Annotated in this window: 17 protein-coding genes and 1 tRNA gene; 15 read left to right on the forward strand and 3 right to left on the reverse strand. The window is 66.0% G+C overall.

From position 1 onward, the window contains the following. Nucleotides 1–21 precede the first annotated feature (21 nt). The 3 genes from NL2_RS14640 (at nucleotide 22) to NL2_RS14650 (ending at nucleotide 3,303) form a co-directional block, all read left to right on the forward strand. Nucleotides 22–1,224, forward strand: coding sequence for a phosphoglycerate kinase (locus NL2_RS14640; RefSeq protein ID WP_068076434.1), 1,203 nt, complete (start codon nucleotides 22–24; stop codon nucleotides 1,222–1,224). Then, on the forward strand, nucleotides 1,221–2,255 hold the full coding sequence (locus NL2_RS14645; RefSeq protein WP_169799518.1) for an acyltransferase family protein: 1,035 nt from the start codon (nucleotides 1,221–1,223) through the stop codon (nucleotides 2,253–2,255). The genes NL2_RS14640 and NL2_RS14645 overlap by 4 nt, the downstream gene beginning before the upstream one ends. Nucleotides 2,256–2,388: 133 nt before the next feature. Further along, nucleotides 2,389–3,303, forward strand: coding sequence for a class I fructose-bisphosphate aldolase (locus tag NL2_RS14650; protein ID WP_068076436.1), 915 nt, complete (start codon nucleotides 2,389–2,391; stop codon nucleotides 3,301–3,303). A gap of 18 nt (nucleotides 3,304–3,321) precedes the next feature. Here NL2_RS14650 and NL2_RS14655 read toward each other — a convergent pair whose 3' ends face one another. Then, nucleotides 3,322–3,741 (reverse strand): hypothetical protein, encoded by a 420-nt coding sequence (locus NL2_RS14655; RefSeq protein WP_157083184.1) that lies wholly within the window; start codon nucleotides 3,739–3,741, stop codon nucleotides 3,322–3,324. 135 nt (nucleotides 3,742–3,876) lie between these two features. On the opposite strand from NL2_RS14655, the gene thiE reads away from it, so the two are divergent. The 6 genes from thiE (at nucleotide 3,877) to NL2_RS14685 (ending at nucleotide 10,109) form a co-directional block, all read left to right on the forward strand. Next, nucleotides 3,877–4,527, forward strand: a complete 651-nt coding sequence (thiE, locus tag NL2_RS14660; protein ID WP_068076438.1) for a thiamine phosphate synthase — start codon at nucleotides 3,877–3,879, stop codon at nucleotides 4,525–4,527. A 79-nt stretch (nucleotides 4,528–4,606) separates the two neighbouring features. Next, nucleotides 4,607–5,800 (forward strand): L,D-transpeptidase family protein, encoded by a 1,194-nt coding sequence (locus tag NL2_RS14665; RefSeq protein WP_068076439.1) that lies wholly within the window; start codon nucleotides 4,607–4,609, stop codon nucleotides 5,798–5,800. A 5-nt stretch (nucleotides 5,801–5,805) separates the two neighbouring features. Beyond that, complete coding sequence (locus NL2_RS14670) at nucleotides 5,806–6,447, forward strand: M23 family metallopeptidase (protein WP_068076440.1); 642 nt, start codon at nucleotides 5,806–5,808, stop codon at nucleotides 6,445–6,447. A 163-nt stretch (nucleotides 6,448–6,610) separates the two neighbouring features. Continuing rightward, nucleotides 6,611–8,605 carry an OPT family oligopeptide transporter gene (locus tag NL2_RS14675; protein WP_245647702.1) on the forward strand — a complete coding sequence of 665 codons (1,995 nt, stop codon included), beginning with the start codon at nucleotides 6,611–6,613 and terminating at the stop codon, nucleotides 8,603–8,605. Between the two features lie 68 nt (nucleotides 8,606–8,673). Beyond that, nucleotides 8,674–9,780, forward strand: coding sequence for an IS5 family transposase (locus tag NL2_RS14680; protein ID WP_068076441.1), 1,107 nt, complete (start codon nucleotides 8,674–8,676; stop codon nucleotides 9,778–9,780). Then, nucleotides 9,777–10,109 carry a hypothetical protein gene (locus NL2_RS14685; protein WP_068076442.1) on the forward strand — a complete coding sequence of 111 codons (333 nt, stop codon included), beginning with the start codon at nucleotides 9,777–9,779 and terminating at the stop codon, nucleotides 10,107–10,109. The genes NL2_RS14680 and NL2_RS14685 overlap by 4 nt, the downstream gene beginning before the upstream one ends. Nucleotides 10,110–10,112: 3 nt before the next feature. Here the strand turns inward: NL2_RS14685 and NL2_RS14690 are convergent, their stop codons facing one another. Then, entirely contained in the window at nucleotides 10,113–10,592 is a 480-nt protein-coding gene (locus NL2_RS14690; RefSeq protein WP_157083185.1) for a hypothetical protein, read from the reverse strand. Nucleotides 10,593–10,684: 92 nt separating this feature from the next. Here NL2_RS14690 and efp point away from each other — a divergent pair, with 92 nt between their 5' ends. The 3 genes from efp (at nucleotide 10,685) to NL2_RS14705 (ending at nucleotide 12,256) form a co-directional block, all read left to right on the forward strand. Then, entirely contained in the window at nucleotides 10,685–11,248 is a 564-nt protein-coding gene (gene efp / locus NL2_RS14695; RefSeq protein WP_068076444.1) for an elongation factor P, read from the forward strand. Nucleotides 11,249–11,255: 7 nt separating this feature from the next. Beyond that, on the forward strand, nucleotides 11,256–12,107 hold the full coding sequence (locus NL2_RS14700) for an inositol monophosphatase family protein (protein ID WP_068076445.1): 852 nt from the start codon (nucleotides 11,256–11,258) through the stop codon (nucleotides 12,105–12,107). 65 nt (nucleotides 12,108–12,172) lie between these two features. After that, nucleotides 12,173–12,256: transfer RNA gene (locus NL2_RS14705), tRNA-Leu, on the forward strand. A gap of 70 nt (nucleotides 12,257–12,326) precedes the next feature. Here NL2_RS14705 and NL2_RS14710 read toward each other — a convergent pair. Then, nucleotides 12,327–13,502, reverse strand: coding sequence for an acetyl-CoA C-acyltransferase (locus NL2_RS14710; protein WP_068076446.1), 1,176 nt, complete (start codon nucleotides 13,500–13,502; stop codon nucleotides 12,327–12,329). Between the two features lie 216 nt (nucleotides 13,503–13,718). Between NL2_RS14710 and NL2_RS14715 the strand changes: the two genes are divergently transcribed. The 3 genes from NL2_RS14715 (at nucleotide 13,719) to NL2_RS14725 (ending at nucleotide 16,734) form a co-directional block, all read left to right on the forward strand. Continuing rightward, a complete protein-coding gene (locus tag NL2_RS14715; protein WP_068076447.1) occupies nucleotides 13,719–14,030 on the forward strand; it encodes an FtsB family cell division protein in 312 nt (103 codons plus the stop codon). A gap of 152 nt (nucleotides 14,031–14,182) precedes the next feature. Then, nucleotides 14,183–15,343: a pyruvate dehydrogenase (acetyl-transferring) E1 component subunit alpha gene (pdhA, locus tag NL2_RS14720; RefSeq protein ID WP_068076448.1), complete on the forward strand. Its 1,161-nt coding sequence runs from the start codon at nucleotides 14,183–14,185 to the stop codon at nucleotides 15,341–15,343. Continuing rightward, the gene (locus NL2_RS14725) at nucleotides 15,343–16,734 is read left to right on the forward strand and encodes a pyruvate dehydrogenase complex E1 component subunit beta (protein WP_068076449.1); all 1,392 of its coding nucleotides are present in this window, start codon (nucleotides 15,343–15,345) and stop codon (nucleotides 16,732–16,734) included. The genes pdhA and NL2_RS14725 overlap by 1 nt, the downstream gene beginning before the upstream one ends. The last annotated feature ends 39 nt before the right edge of the window (nucleotides 16,735–16,773 follow it).

Consider the following 16,773-nt stretch of genomic DNA (forward strand, 5'->3'; position numbering starts at 1 on the left):
CGAAATGGTGAGGATCGAAGAATGAACGCATTTCGCACACTGGACGACCTTGGAGATGTTACCGGCAAGCTTGTGCTGGTCCGCGAGGATCTGAACGTGCCGATGGCCGATGGCGCGGTGACCGACGATACCCGGTTGCGCGCCGCCGTGCCGACCCTGTCCGAACTGGCCGACAAGGGCGCCAAAGTGCTCGTGCTGGCGCATTTCGGACGTCCCAAGGGCCAGCCCGATGCGAAGTATTCGCTACGCCAGGTGATCCCGGCGCTGTCCTCGGTGCTCGGCCGTCCGGTCGAATTCATCGACGACTGCGCCGGGCCGACTGCGGCAGCTGCGGCAAAGGCCTTGGCCGATGGCACGATCTGCGTGCTGGAAAACACGCGCTTTCACGCGGGCGAGGAAGCCAACGCGCCGGACCTCGTAGAGCAGATGAAATTGCTCGGTGATCTCTTCGTCAACGATGCCTTTTCTGCCGCGCACCGCGCCCATGCGTCGACCGTGGGCCTGGCGCACGCGCTGCCCGCTTATGCCGGTCGCGCGATGCAGGCAGAGCTGGAGGCGCTGGAAAAGGCGCTGGGCAAGCCCGAGCATCCAGTGGCGGCAGTCGTTGGCGGCGCGAAGGTTTCGACCAAGCTCGATGTGCTCAAGCATTTGGTTGGTCAGGTCGATCACCTGATCATCGGCGGTGGCATGGCCAACACGTTCCTGGCCGCGCGGGGGGTCGATGTCGGCAAGTCGCTGTGCGAACACGATCTGGCCTCCACCGCCGACGAGATCCTCGCCAATGCCGACAAGGCGGGCTGCACCGTGCACCTGCCGTACGATGTGGTCGTGGCGAAGGAATTCGCCGCCAACCCGCCCAGCTTACGCACCTGCAACGTCCACGAAGTCGCGGCGGACGAGATGATCCTCGATGTCGGCCCGGCCGCCATCGAGGCGCTGGCCGACGTGCTCAAGACCTGCCGCACGCTGGTGTGGAACGGGCCGATGGGCGCGTTCGAGACGCCGCCGTTCGACACCGCCACCGTGGCGCTGGCACGCACCGCCGCCGCGCTGACCCGCGAGGGTTCGCTGGTCTCGGTGGCGGGCGGGGGCGACACCGTCGCCGCGCTCAACCATGCCGGCGTGGGCGGCGATTTCAGCTATGTCTCGACCGCCGGTGGCGCCTTTCTCGAATGGATGGAAGGCAAGGAACTGCCCGGCGTCGCAGCGCTAACCCAGGCTTGAACGCCGCAGTTGCGGACGGTCCGGGGCGATACACCACGCTCGACGGCATGCGCGGCATCGCGGCGATCGCGGTTGCGGTCATGCATTACGACGCCGCGCTGCTGCCCTGCGGCTACCTCGCAGTCGATTTCTTCTTCATGCTGTCGGGCTTCGTGCTGGCATCGCGGTACGACCAGCCGCTGGCCGATGGGCTCGGGCTGATGCGATTTCTGGCGATCCGGCTGGTGCGGCTCTATCCGGTTTACGCCGTCGGGACCGCATTCGGGGCAAGCATTGCGCTGTACCTTGTCCTGCGCCACGCGCCCGGCCAGTTGGCGCTTGCGCCATTCGCCGGTTCGCTGCTGGTCAACGCTGCTATGCTGCCTTCCCCCTTTTCAGCAGACCTATATCCGTTCGATCTCGCCGCCTGGTCGCTATTGTACGAACTGATTGCTAATATACTCTTGGCCACCGTGTTCTTGCGGATGGATCGCCTGTTCTTGGTAATTTTCGTTTTGGCGTCTGGGCTGATGCTGGTGGCCGCTACCTCGGGTGACATGGATGTGTCCTGGGGGGACAACTGGACGTCATGGCCGGTGGCGGTGGCGCGCACAGCGTTCGGATTCGGCTGCGGCGTGCTGATCTCACGCACCGTGCCACGGCGGAGCACGGTCAATCGCACTCTGGCGATGTCCGCCTGTCTGCTACTACTGGCAGTGTTCACGATACCGGCCCCGCGCGAGTGGCGTACGCCGATCGACCAAGTGATCGTCTTCCTGCTGTGGCCGGCGATATTGATATTCGGTAGCCGAATTGAACCATTCGGCCGCATTGGCAAGCTGATGATGTTTTTGGGCAGCATATCTTACGGGCTGTACCTTACGCATTTACCGTTGGTGTACATGTTCAGGCGCCTTGCGTTCAGAGTTGAAATTGACGAGTTCGCACTCATTCCATTGTTCGTACTGTTTGCGATAGCCACTGCGGTTCTCGCGCTGAAATTGGTGGATCTGCCCGGCCGACGATTGTTGGGACGCCTTCTGCTCGGGTAATCGCGCACGCCCCCCCGTTTCCGCACCGTCCTGATCCCGACCCCTCCAAAATTGACCAAGCAGACGAGTTGCAGAGCCATCCCCGCCCGACTATGGGCAGTCCCGCATACGAATGCACGCATCAGGAGCGACCATGAGCACGACGCCCACCGTCCAGAAAATTCTCGCCAATTATGAATCCGACAGCCCCGGCGTAAAGGCCAACCTCCACCGCATCCTGATGCAGGGCCGGCTGGGCGGCACCGGCAAGCTCGTCATCCTGCCGGTCGACCAGGGTTTCGAGCATGGCCCGGCGCGCAGCTTTTCGGTCAATGCCCCGGCGTATGATCCGCACTACCACTACCAGCTGGCAATCGATGCGGGCCTTTCGGCCTACGCCGCGCCGCTCGGCATGCTGGAAGCGGGCGCATCGACCTTTGCCGGGCAGATCCCTACGATCCTCAAGGTCAACAGCTCCAACAGCTGGGCGACCGGTGCCAACCAGGCGCTGACCGGCAGTGTCGAGGATGCGCTGCGGCTGGGCTGTTCGGCGATCGGCTTCACCATCTATCCGGGCAGCGACGATTGCTTCGAACTGATGGAAGAGATCCGCGAAATGTCCGCCGAGGCCAAGTCGGTCGGCATCGCCACGGTGATCTGGTCGTACCCGCGCGGCGGCGCGCTGCCCAAGTCGGGTGAACTCGCGCTCGATGTCGGGGCGTATGCCGCGCACATGGCGGCGCTGCTCGGCGCGCACATCATCAAGGTCAAGCTGCCCAGCGACCACATCGAGCAGAAGGACGCCAAGAAGGCCTACGAGGGCTTCGACAGCTCTACCCAGGCCAAGCGCGTGGCGCATGTCGTGCAAAGCTGCTTTGCCGGACGCCGCATCGTGGTGTTCTCGGGCGGGGCGGCCAAAGGCGCCGACGCGGTCTATCAGGACGCGCGCGACATCCGCGACGGTGGCGGCAACGGCTCGATCATCGGTCGCAACACCTTCCAGCGCGAACGTGGCGAGGCGATGGCGATGCTCGACAAGATCATCGGCATCTACAAGGGCGAGGGATAACGCAGTCGCTTCAGGCGGTTATGGCCTGAAGTCGAAGTGAAATCGATAATCGCCGGGCGCATCTGCGCGTCCGGCGAGCTTGCCGGGTTCGGCGCTGTCGAACACCAGTTGCCCGCCGCCGAGCGTCAGCGGCTCGCCCAGCGTCAGTTGCTGGAGCGAGGCCTTGCCGTGGTCGATCACGGTTGCCTCCACGATGAGCCGGCCCGCCCATACGCACCGCGCGTTCATCGGGCAGCGGCTGTCCTCGACCAGATGGTCGGGTCGGACCGATAGCGGGCCGGCGTGGGTGGTTTCTCCCAGCCGGGCAAAACCGTCCGCCGTGGTGGTATCGGGCGCGGCCGGTGTTTCGGCGCTGGCCAACGGCGTGGCAGCGGTCGCACCGGCGCGTGGAACGGTGGCGCATCCCGAAAGGAACGCTGCGGCGGCAAGGGGAAGCATCCATTTCATCCAGCGCACATCGGCCTTCGTCGATGAACGGTGCCCGAACCGCCACCGCCGAACCGCCCCCTCCAAACCGCCCCCTCCAAACCGCGATCGTTGCCGCCCGGACCTTGAGCCGCTAGAGCGCGCGCCATGGCCCAATCTCCCAACCGCACGCCCGCCTGCCAGCTGTACCTGATCTCGCCACTCGATGTCGGGGGGGCGTTTCCCGACCGGCTCGCCCGCGCGCTTGATGCGGGTGAGGTCGCGGCGTTCCAGTTCCGGGTGAAGGACATCGACGAACACGCCGCTGCCGCGCTGGCGGAGCCACTGCAGCGCATCTGCGCCGAGGCCGACGTCGCGTTTATCGTCAACGACAGCATCAGCCTGGCCAAGCGGCTGGGCGCGGATGGCGTGCATCTGGGGCAGGGCGACGGCGACATCGCCGAGGCGCGCGACCAGCTGGGCCGCGACGTGCAGATCGGCGTGACCTGCCACGACAGCCGCCACCTGGCGATCGCGGCGGGCGAGGCGGGGGCGGACTATGTCGCGTTCGGGGCGTTCTTCCCCAGCGAGACCAAGTCGACCGAGCATCGCGCCGAACTGGAACTGTTGTCGTGGTGGCAGCAGATGGTCGAACTGCCGTGCGTGGCGATCGGCGGCATCACGCCTGCCAATTGCGCCCCGCTGGTGACCGCAGGCGCGGACTTTCTCGCGGTGAGCCAGGCGGTGTGGGGCGACGACGAGGCTGCAGCGGTGCGCGCATTCCTCGACGTGATCAGCGCCGCGCCGCGCGATTTCTGAGCGCCGCGCGGCCGTATCCACGCGTCGGACCTTTCCGGCGCGCTGATCGTTTGCCCCTGGAACCAACCAGGGAAAACCGATGCAGCGCCAGATCCTTACCACCTGCCTTCTGACCAGCATGCTGGCGCTTGCCGCCTGCAATACGGCGGGGGCCGATCCCAAGAAGGACAGCGCGGCATCGGGTTCCCCTGCCGCCGCCGCGCCAACGTCACAACCCCTCGCCCCGCCCGCAGCCGACGGCATGCTGTCGCACGATCCGGGGCCGGGTGAGGTTGCTCCCGCATCGGCGGCCGACGACAAACCGCGCCCTGACATGCAGATACAGGTGGTGCTCGACCGGCTGGGCTTCACCCCCGGCGTGGTCGATGGCAAGACCGGCCTGTCCACCCGCAACGCGCTCATGGGCTTCCAGGAGGCCAACGGCCTGCCGGTAACCGGCAAGCCCGATGAGGCGACGACCACGCAAATGCAGCGCTGGTTCACCATCCCGGCAACAAGGCTCGTGACCATTCCCGCCGACTTTGCCGCAGGGCCGTTCGCGCCCACGCCCAAGGCGGCAGCGGATCAGGCGGCACTGCCCGCGCTGGGCTATCAATCGCTCGACGAAAAGCTGGCCGAGCGGTTCCACACCACCATCGCGGTGCTGCACGACCTCAACCCGCAGATCGCGGGAGCGCCACCGGTTGCTACAGGATCGCCAACGGCGGCTGGGGCCAGCCCGTCCGCGACGCCGGTGTTCGCCGACGGGCAGCAGATCCGCGTGCCGAACATCGGCGCGGACGCGATCGATCCCACGCTGGTCAAGGACCCGATCTGGCTTGCCACGCTGCAATCGCTGGGCGTCGGCACGGCGCAGCCCGATGTCGCGCGGATCGTGGTAAGCAAGGCGAAAGGCACGCTGCGCGCCTATGACGGCGCCGGCAAGCTGGTCGCGCTGTACACGGTCACCACTGGATCGAGCCACGATCCGTTGCCGCTGGGCAACTGGAAGATCAACGGCATCTCGCACAATCCCAAGTTTTCCTACAACCCCGAACTGTTCTGGAACGTGGCGGACAAGACCGACAAGCAGATGCTGCCGCCGGGTCCGAACGGTCCGGTCGGTGTCGTGTGGATCGACCTGTCCAAGCCGCACTACGGCATTCACGGCACGCCCGAGCCCGAGACGATCGGGCGGGCGCAAAGCCACGGTTGCGTGCGATTGACCAACTGGGACGTGGCGCGTCTGGCGCAGATGGTCTCGACCCGTACCAAAGTCGAGTTCACGGCCTGATCGCGATGGGCTTCTGGCAGAAGGCGCGGCTGGTCGCCGTCACGGTGACGGTGACGTCGGCGGCATGGATTGTCGCAGGCGCGATATACCTCGACAGTCTGGCGCCGGTGCCGACCGGTGCGCCCGCGCGGTTTCTGGGTGAAAGCGCGGCGGCCCGGGTCAGCCCGCCGGCCGGACAGGACCGGGGTGTCATGACGTCGCTTCTTCAGCTGCGCGGTGCGATCGCCATCCCGGTGCAGGGCGTGCAGGCGAGCCAACTGGTCGATACCTATACCCAGTCTCGCGCCGGGGGGCTGCGGGTGCACGATGCGATCGATATCCTGGCGCCGGTCGGCACGCCGGTGCTTGCCGCCGCGCCCGGTCGCGTGGAAAAGCTGTTCCTGTCGCACGACGGCGGGAATACGATCTACGTCCGATCGCCCGATGGCATGACGATCTATTACTATGCCCACCTCGATCACTATGCGCCCGGGCTGGCAGAGGGCCAGACGGTGGGGGCGGGGCAGGAAATCGCCGCCGTCGGGGCGACGGGCAACGCCGATCCCGCCGCACCGCACCTCCATTTCGCGGTGAAAGCCGCCACGCCGCAAACACCGTGGCACGAAGGCGAGCCGATCAACCCTTACCCGCTGCTGGGTGGCAAATGACCGGTCTTGCGCGCCGCGCTTTCCTACACGCGGCGAGCGTGGCATCAGGGTGGGCGAGGCCATGACGGGGCGGCTTGGGAGCGGGAGGCGACTTCTCCTCAGGGCGTGAAAACTCCGTCAACTTCGCCAGAAAAATTGACACTTTCCTGAACGGGAGACCCGCGTGGCACGAAGCGAATCGGACGGTATCGGCGGCCCTGCCGCAACGGTGCAGCCGCGCGAACTGACGCTGCGCAGCGTGGTGCTGGGCGCGATACTCACGCTCGTGTTCACGGCGGCCAACGTCTACCTCGGCCTGCGCATAGGCCTGACGTTTGCCACATCGATCCCGGCAGCGGTAATCTCGATGGCGGTGCTGCGGTTCTTTTCCGGCGCGACCATCCAGGAAAACAACATCGTCCAGACGATCGCCTCGGCGGCGGGCACGCTGTCGGCCATCGTGTTCGTGCTGCCCGGCCTGATCATGGTCGGCTGGTGGACCGGATTTCCCTACTGGCAATCGGTGGCGGTGATCGCGATCGGCGGCATTCTGGGCGTGATGTATTCGGTGCCGCTGCGCCGTGCGCTGGTGACCGGATCGGACCTGCCGTACCCCGAAGGCGTCGCTGCCGCCGAAGTGCTGAAAGTCGGCGCGGGCGTGGGCGGCGAGGAGGAAAACCGGCGCGGTCTGGCGGCGGTGACCGTCGGCGGGCTGCTTTCGGCGTTCTATCCGCTGCTCTCCAAGATGAAGCTGGCGGTCGACAGTGCGGGCACCGCGTTCCGCTTCGGCGGCGGCGCAACCTCGGCGTCTGCAGGCCTGTCGCTGGCACTGGTCGGGGTCGGGCATCTGGTCGGGCTGGCGGTGGGCATCGCCATGCTGACCGGCATCGTCATCAGCTTTGGCGTGCTGCTGCCGGTGCTGACCCACGGCGGACCGCCGGCGGGCACCGAACTCGCTGATTTCGTATCGGGCGTGTTCCGCGCAAAAGTGCGCTTCGTCGGCGCCGGCACTATCGGCGTCGCGGCAATCTGGACGTTGCTGCGCGTGATCGGCCCGATCGTGCGCGGCATCACCGCCGCGCTGGCCGCCAACGCCAAACGCAAGGGCACCGGGCTCGCCAGCCTCGAACTGACCGAGCGCGACCTGCCGATCGGTCTGGTCGGCGGCACGATCCTGCTGTGCATGGTCCCGATTGCGCTGTTGCTGGCCGATTTCGCGGCAGGAGGCCCGGTCGCCGGGGCGCTGGGGCTGACCATCACGCTGTCGGTGCTTTACGTGCTGGTCGCAGGCATCGTGATTGCGTCGGTCTGCGGTTACATGGCCGGACTGATCGGCGCGTCCAACAGCCCGATCTCCGGCGTCGGCATCCTTGCCGCGCTGGGCATTTCGCTGCTGCTGCTGGCGCTGTTCGGGCGCGGCGCGGCGGATGCCTCCTCGACCAAGGCGCTGGTCGCGTTCGCGCTGTTCGTCACTGCCATCGTGTTCGGCGTGGCGACGATTTCCAACGACAACCTGCAGGACTTGAAGACCGGGCAACTGGTCGGCGCGACCCCGTGGCGCCAGCAGGTGGCGCTGATCCTGGGCGTGCTGTTCGGCGCGCTGGTGATCCCGCCGATCCTCGACCTGCTCAACACCACGTTCGGGTTCCAGGGCGCGGCAGGGGCAGGGGCCAATGCGCTGGCGGCCCCGCAAGCCGCGCTGATCTCGGCGATTGCGCAAGGCGTGCTGGGCGGAAGCCTCGATTGGGGGCTGGTCGGGCTGGGCGCGGCGATCGGCGCGGTGGCGGTGCTCGCCGATGAAGTCCTGCGCGGCACCAAACGCGGTGCGCTGCCGCCGCTGGCGGTCGGCATGGGCATGTACCTGCCGATGGACGTGACCGCGCTGGTCATCGTCGGCGCGGTGCTGGGGCATGTCTACAACAACTGGGCCAGGCGCCAGCGCGATCCCGAATTCGCCGAGCGGATCGGCGTGCTGATGGCGACCGGCCTGATCGTGGGCGATAGCCTGTTCAACATCGTCTATGCGGCAATCGTCGCGGCCACCAACAATCCCGATGCGATGGCCGTGGTCAAGGATTTCGCCGGTGCCGAACTGGTTGGCGTGATCGTGTTCACGTCGATCGTGGTCTACGCCTACGCCCGCATGCGCCGCGATGGGGCCATGCCGGTGAAGGTTTAGCAGGCTGTTGAAGAAGTCTCTGGTGTGAGCGGGTTGTTCGTGATTCACTGATCGGGCTGGAGGGTCGGATGCGCGGATCAGACGAACGCACGGGAGCGCTATTCTCGTATGTCGATGTGGAGTCCCGGATACGTTCGGATCATCCGCTCCGGCGGATCCGGGAGATAACCAACGCGGCGTTGGCGGCTCTGGATGAGGATTTCGGGGCGCTTTACGCGCGCCGTTTTGGCCGGCCCTCGATCCCGCCGGAGCGGTTGCTGCGAGCGATGCTGCTGCAGGTATTTTACGGGATCCGTTCGGAGCGCCAGTTGATGGAGCGGATCGAGTTCGACCTTTTGTTCCGCTGGTTCGTCGGGCTGGGTGTCGACGAGGCAGTGTGGGATCATTCGAGCTTCAGCACCAACCGGGACCGGCTGCTCAGTGGCGAGATCGCCGCCAAATTCCTGCGCGCGATCCTCGCACAGCCCAAGGTGAAGCGGCTGATCTCGAGCGATCACTTCTCGGTGGACGGTACGCTGATCGAGGCATGGGCCTCGATCAAGAGTTTTCGCCGCAAGGATGGGAGTGACGATGACCAGCCGGGTCCGGGCCGCAATGCGGAGCGCGACTTCCACAAGGAGAAGCGCTCCAACGAGACCCACCAGAGCACGACCGACCCCGAGGCACGGCTCTACAAGAAGGGCGACGGCCAGCCCGCCAGGCTTTGCTATATCGGCCACGCCATGATGGAGAACCGTAACGGTCTGGCGGTGGACGGCGGCATTACCCAGACCAGCGGCACCGCCGAACGGGAAGCAGCGCTTGCGATGCTGGATCGCCGGACGCGTCGCCGCCGCATTACGCTCGGCGGCGACAAGGCCTATGACGTGCGGCAGTTCGTGGAGGATTTGCGCGAGCGGACGGTCACGCCGCACATCGCGATCGACGGGCATCTTTCGAAGACCGGCAAGCCCCGCGCCACCGCCATGGATCGGCGGACGACCCGTCATCCCGGCTATGCCATCAGCCAATGCTGCCGCAAGCGCATCGAGGAGGTGTTCGGCTGGATCAAGGGTTCCGCTCGCCTCGCCAAGGTCAAGCTACGAGGACAGGCCAAGGTCGACGCGGTCTTCACCCTCGCCTTGGCCGCCTACAACCTGATCCGCCTGCCCAAGCTCCTCGGAGTGCCGGCATGAGCCTCAAAGGCAAATGGCGCATCGTCGAAATGCCCGACTTCGACGCCGATTATCCCGACATGGTCGAGCCAGCCTACATCCTGTTCGAGGGCAATGGCTCGGGCGAGTTCGCCTTCGGGTGCTGCACCGGACACTTCTGGGAGGCGAGCAGCACCGAAGCGACCAGTATCGACTTTTCCTGGGACGGAAGTGACGAAATGACAGAGGTATGCGGAGACGGCTCCGCCGAACTCCAGCCAGACGGCTCCCTCCGCGGCGAAATCTGCTACCGCCACGGCGACGAATATGCCTTCATCGCCCGAAAATGGACTTCTTCAACAGCCTGCTAGCGCCTAACGCAGCAGCGGCTTGGCCGGCAGCGTTTCGGGTCCGTCGCTGCGCGAGGTGCCGCCCGGCTGGGTCGGGTCGCGGAAGCGTTCGCTGGGCGGCGGGCTGTCGGCCATCGCCGCCGGATCGCCAAAGCGGACGCAACGCAGCGGCGTTTCGGTGCCCCGGCTGTCCAGCTTGTGCAGGAAATTGTCCGATTGCATCGCATAGCGCGACCCTGCGAGCGAACCCGTGGTCATCACCAACTGGTCGGCCAGCAGCAGGTACGTGCCCCGGTTGCCGTCGGCGGTGCGATAGCTCGAATCGGGCACGACGGTGAACGTCTCGTCGCGGCGGGCGAGGGCGCCGGTCACGGCATCGCCGGGCAACTCGCAGAAATACGTGCCCAGATTGAGCGTGCCCAGCGTGCCGCCGGGAACCGCAGCCGCAGGCGCCGCCAGCCCGCAGGACAGCAGCACGGCGGCAGAAAGGCGCAGCGCACTCATCACCTCGCTGCGCTAGCACGGCGGTGCCGCTTGAAGCAATCGGCCGCAACGGCTAAGGGCCGCGCTTTCGAGACGATAAGGCTCTTTGCACCATGAAGATCAGCGGCGTGGACATTCGTCCCGGCAACATCCTTGAATATGAAAAGGGCATCTGGAAAGTTGCCAAGACGCAGCACACCCAGCCGGGCAAGGGCGGCGCGTTCATGCAGGTCGAAATGAAGAACCTGATCGACGGCCGCAAGACCAACGTCCGCTTCCGCAGCCAGGACACGATCGAGCGCGTGCGGCTCGATACCAAGGACTTCCAGTTCCTGTACGTCGATGGCGATGCCCTCGTGTTCATGGACCAGGAAAACTACGAGCAGATCACGCTGCCCGCCGACCTGATCGGCGAAGCCGCCGCCTTCCTGCAGGACGGCATGGAAGTGACGCTCGAAATCTACGACGAACGCCCGATCAGCGTGGCGCTGCCCGAACAGGTCGAAGCCACGATCGTGGAAGCCGACGCGGTGGTGAAGGGGCAGACCGCTTCGTCCAGCTTCAAGCCCGCGATCCTCGACAACGGCGTGCGCGTGATGGTGCCGCCGCACATCGGCAGCGGGACGCGGATCATCGTCGACGTCTACGAACGCACGTACGTCGGCAAGGTGGGCTGACCGGACCATGGCAATTTCGGGTCTCGTCCGGGTGATGGAGCGTGCGGCGCGCAAGGCCGGCACGCGCCTGCGCCGCGATTTTGGCGAAGTGGAGCATCTGCAGGTCTCGAAGAAAGGCCCGGCGGACTTCGTGTCGAAGGCGGACCGGGCTGCCGAGCGCACGATCTGGGACGAGCTGCGCGTGGCGCGGCCCGACTGGGGCTTCGTGATGGAAGAAGGCGGTACGATCGAGGGCGACCCGACCAAGCCGCGCTTCATCGTCGATCCGCTCGACGGCACCAGCAACTTCCTCCACGGCATTCCGCACTTCGCGATCTCGATCGCGGCGCAGGAGCCCAAGCTCGATGGTTCGGGCTGGGGCGATGTGATCGCCGGGATCGTCTACCAGCCGGTCACCGACGAAAGCTTCTGGGCCGAAAAGACGCGCGGTGCGTGGCTGCAGGACCGCCGCTTGCGCGTGTCCTCGCGCCGCCATCTGGACGAGGCGCTGATCGCCACGGGTATCCCGTTTGCCGGGCGCGGCGACATGGGTGAATGGACCCGCATCTACCACGAGATCGGTTCCCGAGTCGCCGGCGTGCGGCGGTTCGGCGCGGCCTCGCTCGATCTGGCGTGGGTTGCCGCCGGGCGCTACGACGGGTTCTGGGAAAGCAGCCTGTCGCCGTGGGACACCGCCGCCGGCTGCCTGCTGGTGCGCGAAGCGGGCGGGTTCGTGTCGGACTATCGCGGCCGCAATCTGCCGATCTGCGACGAAACCGTGCTCGCCGCCAACGATCCGCTGCATTCGCGGCTGCACAAGCTGGTGGTCGGCGCGATCAATCCGGCAAGCAGGCCCGCCAGCACGAAGCCGGTTGCGTGACGACCCGCGCCCAACTCTGATACTTGATGCAACGGCGCGGCCCCGCTAAGCCGCGCCTCCGGTGTGCCCCTGTGGCGGAATGGTAGACGCGATCGACTCAAAATCGATTGTTGCAAGACGTGCCCGTTCGAGTCGGGCCAGGGGCACCAAGGAAGTAAGTTGCGGCCTAGCGCATGGCGGATCAGATGCCACACGGCCCAAGCCGAACGACACCGAGCGCTACAGTACCTCGAACAGCCCGGCCGCGCCCATGCCGCCGCCGACGCACATCGTCACCACGACATACCGGGCGCCGCGCCGCTTGCCTTCGATCAACGCATGGCCGACCGCGCGGGCGCCGGTCATGCCGTACGGATGGCCGATCGAGATCGCACCGCCGCTGACGTTGAGCAGCTCGTTCGGAATGCCCAACCGGTCGCGGCAATACAGCACCTGCACCGCAAACGCCTCGTTCAGTTCCCACAAGCCGATATCGCTCATCGCCAGCCCGAACCGTTCGAGCAGTTTGGGCACCGCGAACACCGGGCCGATGCCCATTTCGTCGGGCTTGGTCCCGGCGACCGCCATGCCGACATAGCGCCCGAGCGGGGCCAGGCCCCTGGCCGCCGCAACGCTGGCCTCCATCAGCACCGAAGCGGACGATCCGTCGGACAGCTGGCTGGCGTTGCCGGCGGTGATGGTGCCGCCGTCGATCACGGTCTTGAGGCCTTGCAGGCCTTCCAGCGTGGTATCGGCGCGGTTGCCTTCGTCCGTGGCGAGGGTGATCTGCTTTTGCGAGGTTTCGCCGGTGGCCTTGTCGCTCACGTTCATCGTCACCGTGACCGGCACGATCTCGGCATCGAATGCGCCGGCGGCCTGCGCGGCGGCGGTCCGTTGCTGCGATTGCAGTGCATACGCGTCCATCGCGTCGCGCCCGATGCCATAGCGCTCGGCCACCACTTCGGCGGTCTGCAGCATCGGCATGTAGATATCGCCGTGCATCGCCAGCAGTTCGGGATCGGCCGCAACGCGCATCTGCGGGGTCTGGACCAGGCTGATCGATTCCTGCCCGCCCGCGACGACCACGTCCATCCGGTCGACGATGATCTGCTTGGCGGCGGTGGCAATGGCCATCAGGCCCGAAGCGCATTGCCGGTCCAGGCTCATGCCCGAAACGCTGGCGGGCAGACCGGCGCGCATCGCCACCAGCCGCGCGATGTTGCCCGCCTGCGTGCCCTGCTGCAGCGCCGAGCCCCACAGCACGTCGTCGACGTCCTCGCCCGCGATACCCGCGCGCCTGACTGCTTCTGTCACCGACAGAGCGCCCAGCGTGGCGCCCGGCGTAGCGTTGAAGGCCCCGCGATAGGCCCGCCCGATCGGCGTGCGCGCGGTACTGACGATGACGGCATCACGCATGGAACTCTCCGTTGGCTGGCGGGCAATGCAAGGGTTGCCCCTGGGTTGGGGTATCTAGGGATGCCGCGGGCAGGGGACAAGCCGGGGGTCGATGCGCGGTTCCGGTGCGGCCTTCATGCCTCTCGAACGCCATCAGGGTGGATATATCGCCAGCAGCAACACCTATTCCTGCATTTGCCGCTTGAATCGGCGGTTTAACTATGATTCTGTGCAGATATGAGACGGCGTCGCCCCAATCCCAGATTACCGCGCGAAGGCATCGGGCAATCGCTCGCGCTCGTTGCGTTGCTGATCTTGGGCGGCGTGGGCCTTGCCGGGCCGAGCGGGCTGCTCGCGTGGAGCGAAAACGCGCAGCTGCTGGACGAGCGGCAGGCCGAAGTGAAGCTGCTGACCGAACAGCGCGATGAATTGAAGAATCGCGTCACCCTGCTCGATCCGCGCCACGCCGACCCCGATCTGGTGGGCGAACTTCTGCGCAGCAATCTCAACGTCGCGCACCCGGATGAGTTGGTGATTCCGCGCCACTGATCGCTGCAGCAACGCATTCGACTGCGCGTTGCCCATTCTCTGCCAATTTACCACCGGATCGGCGTTGCACGACGGCTTCGCTTCGCCCTATACGATGTGCAGGCCCCCGCCGATCGAGCGGGGCCCGGGGCGCCCAGCAAAGGAACCGTCGATTGGCCAAGACTGTCAATACGCGCGCCACCAGCACGCAAACCACTGCCCCTGCCACCCGCAGGAAGGCGCTGACCAAAGCCGGACCCGGGCGCTCTGCCACGGACGCGGACGACTCCATCGCCGGTGCCGACGATGAAGCGACGTTCGCGCTGCGCAGCCTGCAACAGGCCCACGCCAACAACCGCCGCTACGACGCCAGCGACGAGGAGCTGCTCGATTTCTACGAGCAGATGATGCTGATCCGCCGGTTCGAGGAAAAGGCCGGCCAGCTTTACGGGCTGGGCCTGATCGGCGGGTTCTGCCACCTCTACATCGGCCAGGAAGCGGTCGCGGTCGGCCTGCAGTCGGCGCTGGTCACGGGCAAGGACAGCGTGATCACCGGTTATCGCGATCACGGCCACATGCTGGCCTACGGCATCGATCCCAAGGTGATCATGGCCGAACTGACCGGCCGCGCCGCCGGGATCAGCCGGGGCAAGGGCGGATCGATGCACATGTTCTCGACCGACCACCGTTTCTATGGCGGGCACGGCATCGTCGGCGCGCAAGTCTCGCTCGGCACCGGTCTGGCCTTCGGGCACAAGTATTCCGGCGATGGCGGCGTGTGCATGGCCTATTTCGGCGATGGCGCGTCCAACCAGGGCCAGGTCTACGAAAGCATGAACATGGCTTCGCTGTGGAAGCTGCCGATCATCTTCGTGATCGAGAACAACGGCTATGCCATGGGCACTGCGGTCAAGCGCGGCAGCGCCGAAACCGAGTTCTACCGGCGCGGGACGGCGTTCCGCATTCCGGGCATGGACGTCAACGGCATGGACGTGCTCGAGGTTCACCAGGCGGCGCAAGTCGCGCTGGAATATGTCCGCGCGGGCAACGGCCCGGTGCTGATGGAGCTCAACACCTATCGCTATCGCGGGCACTCGATGTCCGATCCGGCCAAGTACCGCAGCCGCGAGGAAGTGCAGGAAATGCGCGAGAAGCACGATCCGATCGAAGGCGCCAAGAACGAGCTGCTCAAGCGCGGCGTGCCCGAGGACAAGATCAAGGCGATCGACAAGGCGATCCGTCAGGTCGTGGCCGAATCTGCCGATTATGCCGAAACCTCGCCCGAACCGGACATGCACGAACTTTATACCGACGTGCTGGTGGAGCAGTACTGATGGCGATCGATCTGAAGATGCCCGCGCTTTCCCCCACGATGGAGGAAGGCACGCTCGCCAAGTGGCTGGTCAAGGAAGGCGACGCGGTCAAGTCAGGCGATATCCTCGCCGAGATCGAAACCGACAAGGCGACGATGGAGTTCGAAGCGATCGATGAAGGCACGATCGGCAAGATCGTGATCCCCGAGGGCACCGAGAACGTCAAGGTCGGCACCGTGATCGCCACGATCACCGGCGACGGCGAGGATGCCGCAACGCCGGCCCCGGCTCCCGCAGCCGCGCCTGCACCGGCCCCCGTGGCGAAGGCCGAAGCCGCTCCCGAACCGGCCAAACCCGAAGGGGGCGCGGCGCAACTTGCCAGCTCGGCCAAGCCCGCAGCCGATCCGGAAGTCCCGGCCGGCACCGCCATGGTTTCCACCACGGTACGCGAAGCGTTGCGCGATGCGATGGCCGAGGAAATGCGCCGCGACGACCGCATCTTCGTGATGGGCGAGGAAGTGGCCGAGTACCAGGGCGCCTACAAGGTCACGCAAGGCCTGCTCGAGGAATTCGGTCCGCGCCGCGTGATCGACACCCCGATCACCGAATACGGCTTTGCCGGCATCGGTACGGGCGCCGCGATGGGCGGCCTTCGTCCGATCATCGAGTTCATGACGTTCAACTTCGCCATGCAGGCGATCGACCACATCATCAATTCGGCGGCCAAGACCAACTACATGTCGGGCGGCCAGATGCGCTGCCCGATCGTGTTCCGTGGGCCCAACGGCGCGGCCAGCCGCGTCGGCGCGCAGCACAGCCAGAACTATGCGCCGTGGTACTCTGCCGTTCCCGGCCTGATCGTGATCGCGCCGTATGACGCGGCGGATGCCAAGGGCCTGCTGAAGGCCGCAATCCGCAGCGAGGATCCGGTGGTGTTCCTCGAGAACGAGCTGATCTACGGGCGCAGTTACGATGTGCCCGATCTGGGCGACGATCATGTGCTGCCGATCGGCAAGGCGCGCATCGTGCGGCCGGGCAAGGACGTGACGATCGTGACGTATTCGATCGGCGTGGGGCTGTCGCTCGATGCGGCAAAGCTGCTGGCCGACGAAGGCATCGACGCCGAAGTGATCGACTTGCGCACGCTGCGCCCGCTCGACAAGGCCGCCGTGCTCGAAAGCCTGGCGAAAACCAACCGCCTGGTGGTGGTCGAAGAAGGCTGGCCGACGTGCTCGATCGCATCGGAAATCATGGCGATCTGCATGGAAGACGGCTTCGATCATCTCGATGCGCCGGTGGGCCGGGTGTGCGACGAGGATGTGCCGCTGCCTTACGCCGCCAACCTTGAAAAAGCCGCGCTGATCGACGTTCCGCGGATCGTCGCGGCGGTCAAGAAGGCCTGCTACCGCTGATCGTTCACGCGGTGCCCTGCCGGTGAGCGCAGGGCAGCG

It is taken from the genome of Novosphingobium lentum NBRC 107847, from assembly GCF_001590965.1.
Taxonomy (GTDB): domain Bacteria; phylum Pseudomonadota; class Alphaproteobacteria; order Sphingomonadales; family Sphingomonadaceae; genus Novosphingobium; species Novosphingobium lentum.